Genomic DNA, 7,115 nt, shown 5'->3' on the forward strand with positions numbered 1-7,115 from the left:
TCGGGGGTGCGGTGGTCCGTTGATGCCGTCGGCAAGGGCGACGGCGGTATTTTGCTCGTCCGTCTGCCGGTCGCGGCATTGGCGGCGGATGCGGCGGGCGCGGGTGGGGACCGAGGCGGTCCAGGCTGGTGTGACGTCCAACTGCCCCCGGAGTGCGGCGCGTCATGGACGGTCGGGGTCGGACATCCCGCCTCGGCAACGTACTGCTCTCCCGCCTGCCGCAAACGGGCCTGGGACAGGCGGCGCGTGGCGGACACCGGGTTGTGAGAGCGCGCATTCGGCGGCCGTCATGGTGCTTCACTGCACGGCCGTACACCCCTGACAGGCGCGTGGAGTCGGCTGGATGGTGCGAAGTAACGGCCTGCCGGGGTGAGTAGACGGCATAGACAAGGTGCCGCACCCGGGTCCGCCAGGGGGTGATGTCCGGATGCCCGCGATGATCGGGAGCGTGACCCGGGGACGCTACGACGAACTGGTCAAGCTGGGGCGGGACTGGGTCGCGACGATGAGCAGTGCCCAGTGGCGGCTCGGGGACGCGGCCGTGGAGATCGAGCCGATGCGCTCGTACGGAGGTGCGAATCCGTCCGGGAAGGACGACCTGTTCACCGTCAGCGAGGCCATCCGGATGTTCGCCGAAGACGTGGGACTGGCTTACACGACGGTCCGCAGTTACCGGTGGGTGTCCTCGCGCTGGCCGAAGGAGCGCCGGCGGGCGGACGTCCCGCACACCATCCACAAGATCCTGGCCAGCATCCCCGACGAGCAGGAACGGTTCGAGGCGGTCAGCAACCCCCCGCCCAGCCCGCACGGCGGGCAACCGCGGTGGACGCATGACAGCGCGAAACGCGTGGTGGGCTGGAAGGTCGACTCCCCGGAGAGCGTCCAGGAGAAGGTGGAGGCGATCCACGACCTGGCCGCCGACGACGCGGTCGCGGCGATGGTGACCACCGACTTCCTGCGCTGTCCGGCGGTCGCCGACAAGGCGATGGCCGACGACACCGCCCGGCACGCGGTGAACGAAGCGCAGTTCGACCGGTTCCGCCAGCAGGCCCAGTTCGTACGCCAGGAGGCCGCCCCGCAGTTGCAGCGCATGGAGCACAGCGCCCAGTTCATGGACCTGGTCGCGGCCTGCGCGCAGTTCGTCACGACCGCCGGCCGGATCGTTCCCAATCTACGTGGCGAGCACTACGACGACGGCGAACGCGACACCATCGGCCGGGGCCTTGCGCGGGTACGCGCCGCGGCCGACTGGATCGAGAACGCCGCCATGCGCGGCGAGGTCGACCTGGACGAGCAGCTCCAGAGGCTGCTGAAGGGCTTGGGTGAGTAGGCGATGGGGCGGGGAGTTCCCGCTCACGTCCACGCCGAAGCGATCCTCAGCGCCCTGCAGGAGGGCCGCCCCGCCGGCTTGAGCATCACCCAGTTGATGGCCGCCACCGAACGCACCCGCGCGCAGGTCCACACCGGGCTCGCGCACCTGCGCCAGGTTGCCGCCGCACGCGGTCTTCCGCCCGTGACCTGGGACAGAAAGTGGGGATACCGGCTGCTGGACGATGCGCCGGAGGTGTGGATCGGCTACGAGCGGGCGTTCTTCGATTCCGTCCACCACCGGGTGGAGAACTTCATCGCCGGGATCCTCCTTCCACACCAGAAGAAGACCCCGGGCGACCCCTATATCCGCACGGTCATGGCGCAGATGGGCGCGATCGAGTCCACCCTGCAGCTACTGGCCAACCTGGAGTGAAGCAGAGCAGGAAGGCAGGCAACGGGCCGCGACCTCACCTCAGTTGGCTCCTGACCCCCAGATCGCGGCCCGGGTCTCGTGATGCTGCCGCACTACCGGTACCCCTCCGACACCAGTGACGTGGAATGGTTCCTGCTCGAGTCCCTTCTCCCCGTTCCCACATGCCAGACGCCCAAGGGCGGCGCCCCGGAGAAGTGGCCGCGGCGCCGTGTTCGGGTACTTCGCCCGCTGGGCGAACATCGTTGACCAGGACGGCCTGCTCGTCGACCTGCTCGTCACCCCCGCCGACGTCCCCGTGATGCCCAGGGTGTCCTGGGCCCAGGTGCTGAACTCCTCGCCTCCGTAGCCGTTATCCGCCCAGACCAGGACAATTTCAGAGTGTTCGGCATGGAGGCGGGTGAGCAGGATGCGGGCCGCGTCGCGGTCCTGATGGCGTCGACCACGCGGCCCCGGCCACCCTCGCGACAGCCTCATGAAAGGCCTCCCGCCTGCCGTTCGGCTGCCCGTCCATCGACGCCCAGCCGAACGGCAGACCGGATCACGACCACGCCTCACAACGCCATGACCTGCGGAAAGAGGATGTGACACAGCTTCTGACCGACGCGCTGTGCGGGCAGGCGATCGCAGCGGGCCTGGCGTGAGCGCCCCGCTGCCCGACGGTGGTGCGCAGGAGGGCGGGTCGCGCCGGTTTTTGATCGCCACCGCCGTCGCCCGGTACCGCAATTGCCCGGAATGGGACCGGCTGGGGCTGGTGGAGGCGCGCCAGCGCGTCATCGGCCTGTTCACGCGCGAGCTGGGTTCCCAGCATCACACGGCGCTCGGCCTGGATCCCACCCGCACGCAGCTGACCGACCGGTTGCGGGCGTTCTGAAGTCGGCGGACCGGCGTGAGGACGACCTTCTGGCGGTGTATCTATCGGGTCACGGGAGGTCCTCGACGACGGGGGCACGTGCTGTTCACCGCCGACACCAACCCGGCCGATATCGCATACACCGCGCTGCCGACGGTGGAGCTGGCTCGGGCGATGCTGCGGGAGACCGGACTGCGGCGACTGTTGCTGGTGCTGGACACCTGCTACTCCGGGCAGGGCGGCAACGAGCTGGCCGCGGCCGCGCTGGAGCGGATCAGCGCGCAGTAGGGGCAGGCCACCGGCTCCGGGCTGGTAATCGTCCCCCAGCCGGAACGACAGCAGGTTCGTCGGCGATACGGCCGAACGCCACCCGAGGAAACGAATCACCGAATGTGCGGTCATCCCAGCGGACTGGCGAACGCATGGGAATGCTCGCCCCGTTGGTACGTGGACTCACGTCTCCACGGAGTCGCCGGACCGGGTGAAGCGAACCCAGCGACAGCTCCAGTCGTCATCCGCATATGACCGTGCTGGTCCGTCCATCTCTTCCTCGGACATGTACTGTCCCCGAGTTCCTTCGTGCCATCCGCAGGTAACGCGATACGTGCCCGGCTTGACCCACAGCACCGTACCAAGGCCCAGTTGGCCCTCCAGGTTGAGCTGGACAGGGGGATTCAGCCGGGCCAGGGCCTTGATCGAAGCGGCTCTTTCCCGCGGCGTAGCGTACGCGCCGGTCTCATGTGCGTTCACTGCTGCCCAGACGACAACGACCCGGCCGCAGCGGAGCTCCAGCTCTCCTACTTCCTGTTCTTCGGCCGCCGACGCCCCGGCGGCACGCCGACGCGGCGCGTCCGTCCTACCGCCGGGGATCCATGAGCGCATGATCAGAAAATTGTCGTCGTCGCCGAGAGGGACTCTCTGGCTCCGGGCGTAGGCAATCTCCGCGCTGCCCTCGCGGTCCATTTCCCAGATGAGGCCAGCATGTTCCTCGTGGTCGCCGAAACGCACGAGCGCGGCTTCGAGGTCGTCGTCGTCCGGGTGGACCGCCGACCAGGCGCGGGCGTAGTCGCAGGCAGGATCCAGTTCGTAGTCGGGGCCGTGCACTGCACCGCCCCAGTCCGAGAAGGAGTCGACCTCGCAGACGAGCAGCGGTCCACCGAGGGAACCAACCCTGTCGGACTCCCACACATATGTGGGCTGCGACCTGGAATCTTCGTTGCTCACGTGAGCGGCTGCCGATCAATGACGGGTATCAGAGAAATTTGGACGGTTACCAGTGTGAGCCATGGCGGCGCCACCAGCATCGGTGGAACTACGGAGTCTGATACGGATGCTGCGGGCCGGCCACAGCGCCATGGCATGTGCCCCTGCTGATCGGGCAAAGGGCTCAGGAATAGGCACTGATCTTGTTCTTTATGGTCTGACCTGGTCACGTTCAGTGATGATCTCGGGCCGCCTGACCGTTTTTGGGTTTCGGTGCACGGGCCGGGCAGGGCAAGTTCGGGCGGAGGTTCCTGAACCCCCGGCGGACCCGGGCGGGAGTGAGCCGGCCGGGCTCGGCCGGCTTCTTGGGCCGCGGTGACCTCGGCGACATCATCGGCCGGCCCCAGCCGGAGCGCGCCCAGGATCTGGCACCACGAGGTCCGGCCCGACTCCAGCGCGGAGCCGAACAAGTACGGTCAGCCGGGCACGAACTGGTCCGACGAGCTGTCCGCTGCGGCCGTAGACATGACAGAACAAGCGGTCCGCGCTGGTCGGCGCGTCTGGCCGGAGCCAGTGCGTGACGTCCACCGCCAGGACCAGGCGCCCCTTGGCGGCCCCGGGCTGCGGCAGCCCGGCCGGCACCTGGCGCAGCCGCGGCACATCGACGTTCCCACTGTTCAGGGCGTCATACGTCGTGCCGTGCCCGCGCCGGGGCTCGGCCGTCAGCGTGAGGTCCACCGGTGTCGCCACCGGCCCGTCCGCGCACAGCAACGCGTCGGTCAGCTCGAACAGCGTGTCCCGCGCACGGGCAGGCAGTCGAAGGAGTCGTCCCAGAAGTGTGACGCCACCGCGAATGCTTCCCGCCGGACATCGTGATGCAGCAAATTCGTCCCCCACGGCCTTCGTACTGGTGAGTGCGTCCTTGGTCGGAGCAGAGAATCAGCCAAAGACCGTACCCACGTCCGGCGATTCCTCATCCGGGCGATCAAGTGCGGGCCGTCGTTCGAGCCCGGACGCGAAAGAACACGCTCGGGCTGTAGAAACGGCTGCTCACACGGCAATGGCGGGGCGCATCGAGCCGCATCCCCGTCGAGCAGGAACACCTCAGAATTTCACCATGGCACGACTCCGTTGTCGTCGAACATCTGACCAGTGGGGCCGTCGTCGGGAAGAGCCGCCAGCCGGATGGCGATCGCCGCGCCCTGCTCAGGGGTCTGAGTACCGCTGAACCCATTGAGGTCGGTGGCCACGTAGCCGGGGCAGGCGTTGTTGATCAGAATGTTGGTGCCGCTCAGCTCCTTGGCGTACTGGATGGTGACGGCGTTGAGATAGGTCTTCGTCGGCGCGTAAGCCCCGCTGATCCCTCCGAGGTCGACACCGGGCGTGGTCTGCAGCGCCATCGAGCCGACATGACTGGACTGGTTGACGATCCGCGGGTGCGCCGAGCGGCGCAGCAACGGCAGCATCGCGTTGGTGACCCGGATGACGCCAATGACGTTGGTCTCCACCAGCCGCCGCACGGTCTCCAGGTCGATGGTCGTCGGCTCCTCCGGCCAACCGCCCGCCACGCCGGCGTTATTGACCAGCACGTCAAGGCGCCCCGCTCGCTCCTCGATCAGCCGCGCTGCGGCGGTCACGCTTTCGTCGTCGGTCACGTCCAAGGGCACGCCGAACACGTCGGCACCTGCCGCGCGCAGTTTCGCCACGGCGTCCATCCTGCGCCGCTCATCCCGAGCGCCGACACCGACACTCCAGCCCAACGCGCCCAGCGTGGCCGCGATCTCGTACCCGATTCCCTTGTTCGCACCGGTGACCAGCGCGATCGTCTTCTCGCTCATGACAGCGAGCATGGCCGCGCTTCGACCATGCACCAACACCACCTCGGTAACGCACCAATACCCGAGCGACATAGATCGACCGTTCACCGCTGCTACTGTGCAGGCATGGAGATACGCGAATTGCGGTACTTCGTCGCCCTCGCCGAGGAACTGCACTTCGGAAGGGCCGCCCAGCGTCTGGAGATAGCCCAGCCGCCCCTGTCCCGAGCAATCGCCCGGCTCGAACGACAGCTGGGGGTCACCCTGTTGGAGCGCACCAGCCGCAAGGTCACGCTCACCGAGGCCGGCGCCGTACTGCTGTCCGAGGGGCGCGCGATCCTCGGCGCGGTAGCCGCAGCCGAGCGGCGTACCCAGCAGGCTGTGCAAAGGCGCCCCAGCCTCGTCCTCGCCGTCAAATCAGGCACCTCCGACGAGTTGCTGGCCAAACTGCTCGATGTCTACCGCGCGGAGCCCAGCGCGGCCACCGTCGATCTGCTGCTCTGTGAGGCGCACCAGCAACAGAAATTGCTGCAGAATGGGCAAGCTGATGTGGCTCTGCTGCATTTGCCATTCGATTCGGCGGTCGGACTCGACACCGAAATTCTGCACACCGAGGGACAGGTGGCGATCCTGCCCACCTCTCACCCGCTCGCTGGCCACTCACAGATTCGGATGGCCGAGGTCACCTCGTTGCCAGAGCTCCCGATGGCGCGCTGGCCCGGCCCTGGCGGCAGCTACCCGGAGGGACCAGGCGCAGAGGTACGGAACCTGACACAGCTCTTCCAACTGATCGCGCTCGGCCGCACCACCGCGATCATGCCCGAGTCCGCCAGCAACGGCCTGCGCCGGGATCTCACCGCCGTACCGGTCCTCGATGCGCCACCCGTGACAACGGTGATCGCGTGGCCGCCGCAGAGCCGACTTCGCACAGCCGCCGACCTGATCCGCGTAGCAACACGTCTTTGACTGGCTGCTCTGCATCTGCTCGCGTGGAAAGCGGCCGACTGTCCGGATCGGTGGCCGGAAAACCCGACCACCGACCCGACACACTCACGGAGCGATCCGGGGCTCCGGAGGTTAAAGAGCAAGCTGATGCGCGCGGCAGGAGGTGGAGTCGATGTTCACCGCCCATTCCCGTGTGCGCCGCCGGCTCTCCTCCTCAACGGCCTCGGCCAAGGCGCCGTCGGGGTCCGCAGCGTCGGCCTCTATCTGTAACTCGGTCAGGATCTGCTGCCAGGTGCCGTCCGCTGACCAGCGGCGGTGCCGTTCGTAGACCGTCTGCCAGGGACCGTACCGTTCGGGCAGATCTGGCAAGGGCACACCGGTACGGGCCCGGAACAGCACCCCATTGATCATTTGCGGTGATCGGCCCACTGTCCGCCGGGCTTGCCGTTGGCGGGCAGCAGGAAGCTGTCTGGAAACAACGCGTTGCTGTGCGGGCCCCGTGATCGTTGATCTTGGGTGGTCATATCCAAGTCGACGTTCCGACAACTTGCCTCTC

Annotated in this window: 9 protein-coding genes and 1 pseudogene; 6 read left to right on the forward strand and 4 right to left on the reverse strand. The window is 67.6% G+C overall.

What is annotated here, in order from left to right:
- Nucleotides 1-448: 448 nt before the first annotated feature.
- The 5 genes from ACZ562_RS37385 to ACZ562_RS37405 all read left to right on the forward strand — a co-directional run bounded on the left by ACZ562_RS37385 (nt 449) and on the right by ACZ562_RS37405 (nt 2,882).
- Nucleotides 449-1,330, forward strand: coding sequence for a DUF6192 family protein (locus ACZ562_RS37385; RefSeq protein ID WP_471188945.1), 882 nt, complete (start codon nt 449-451; stop codon nt 1,328-1,330).
- A 3-nt stretch (nt 1,331-1,333) separates the two neighbouring features.
- A complete protein-coding gene (locus tag ACZ562_RS37390; RefSeq protein WP_471188947.1) occupies nt 1,334-1,744 on the forward strand; it encodes a RacP protein in 411 nt (136 codons plus the stop codon).
- Nucleotides 1,745-1,952: 208 nt separating this feature from the next.
- Entirely contained in the window at nt 1,953-2,090 is a 138-nt protein-coding gene (locus ACZ562_RS37395) for a hypothetical protein (RefSeq protein WP_471188950.1), read from the forward strand.
- A 291-nt stretch (nt 2,091-2,381) separates the two neighbouring features.
- On the forward strand, nt 2,382-2,615 hold the full coding sequence (locus tag ACZ562_RS37400) for a hypothetical protein (RefSeq protein WP_471188952.1): 234 nt from the start codon (nt 2,382-2,384) through the stop codon (nt 2,613-2,615).
- Between the two features lie 78 nt (nt 2,616-2,693).
- The gene (locus ACZ562_RS37405; RefSeq protein ID WP_471188954.1) at nt 2,694-2,882 is read left to right on the forward strand and encodes a hypothetical protein; all 189 of its coding nucleotides are present in this window, start codon (nt 2,694-2,696) and stop codon (nt 2,880-2,882) included.
- 165 nt (nt 2,883-3,047) lie between these two features.
- Here ACZ562_RS37405 and ACZ562_RS37410 read toward each other — a convergent pair whose 3' ends face one another.
- From ACZ562_RS37410 to ACZ562_RS37420, 3 genes and pseudogenes are all read right to left on the reverse strand, one after another.
- Nucleotides 3,048-3,818 carry a hypothetical protein gene (locus tag ACZ562_RS37410; protein WP_471188957.1) on the reverse strand — a complete coding sequence of 257 codons (771 nt, stop codon included), beginning with the start codon at nt 3,816-3,818 and terminating at the stop codon, nt 3,048-3,050.
- A 344-nt stretch (nt 3,819-4,162) separates the two neighbouring features.
- Nucleotides 4,163-4,681, reverse strand: a pseudogene (locus tag ACZ562_RS37415) (transposase); the annotation flags it as partial.
- 228 nt (nt 4,682-4,909) lie between these two features.
- Entirely contained in the window at nt 4,910-5,647 is a 738-nt protein-coding gene (locus ACZ562_RS37420) for an SDR family NAD(P)-dependent oxidoreductase (protein ID WP_471188965.1), read from the reverse strand.
- 93 nt (nt 5,648-5,740) lie between these two features.
- Between ACZ562_RS37420 and ACZ562_RS37425 the strand changes: the two genes are divergently transcribed.
- Nucleotides 5,741-6,580 carry a LysR family transcriptional regulator gene (locus ACZ562_RS37425; RefSeq protein WP_471188959.1) on the forward strand — a complete coding sequence of 280 codons (840 nt, stop codon included), beginning with the start codon at nt 5,741-5,743 and terminating at the stop codon, nt 6,578-6,580.
- A gap of 111 nt (nt 6,581-6,691) precedes the next feature.
- On the opposite strand, the gene ACZ562_RS37430 is transcribed toward ACZ562_RS37425, so the two are convergent.
- Entirely contained in the window at nt 6,692-6,988 is a 297-nt protein-coding gene (locus ACZ562_RS37430; RefSeq protein WP_471188967.1) for a transposase, read from the reverse strand.
- Nucleotides 6,989-7,115: the final 127 nt, after the last annotated feature.

This window comes from Streptomyces sp. NPDC040410, from assembly GCF_055595715.1.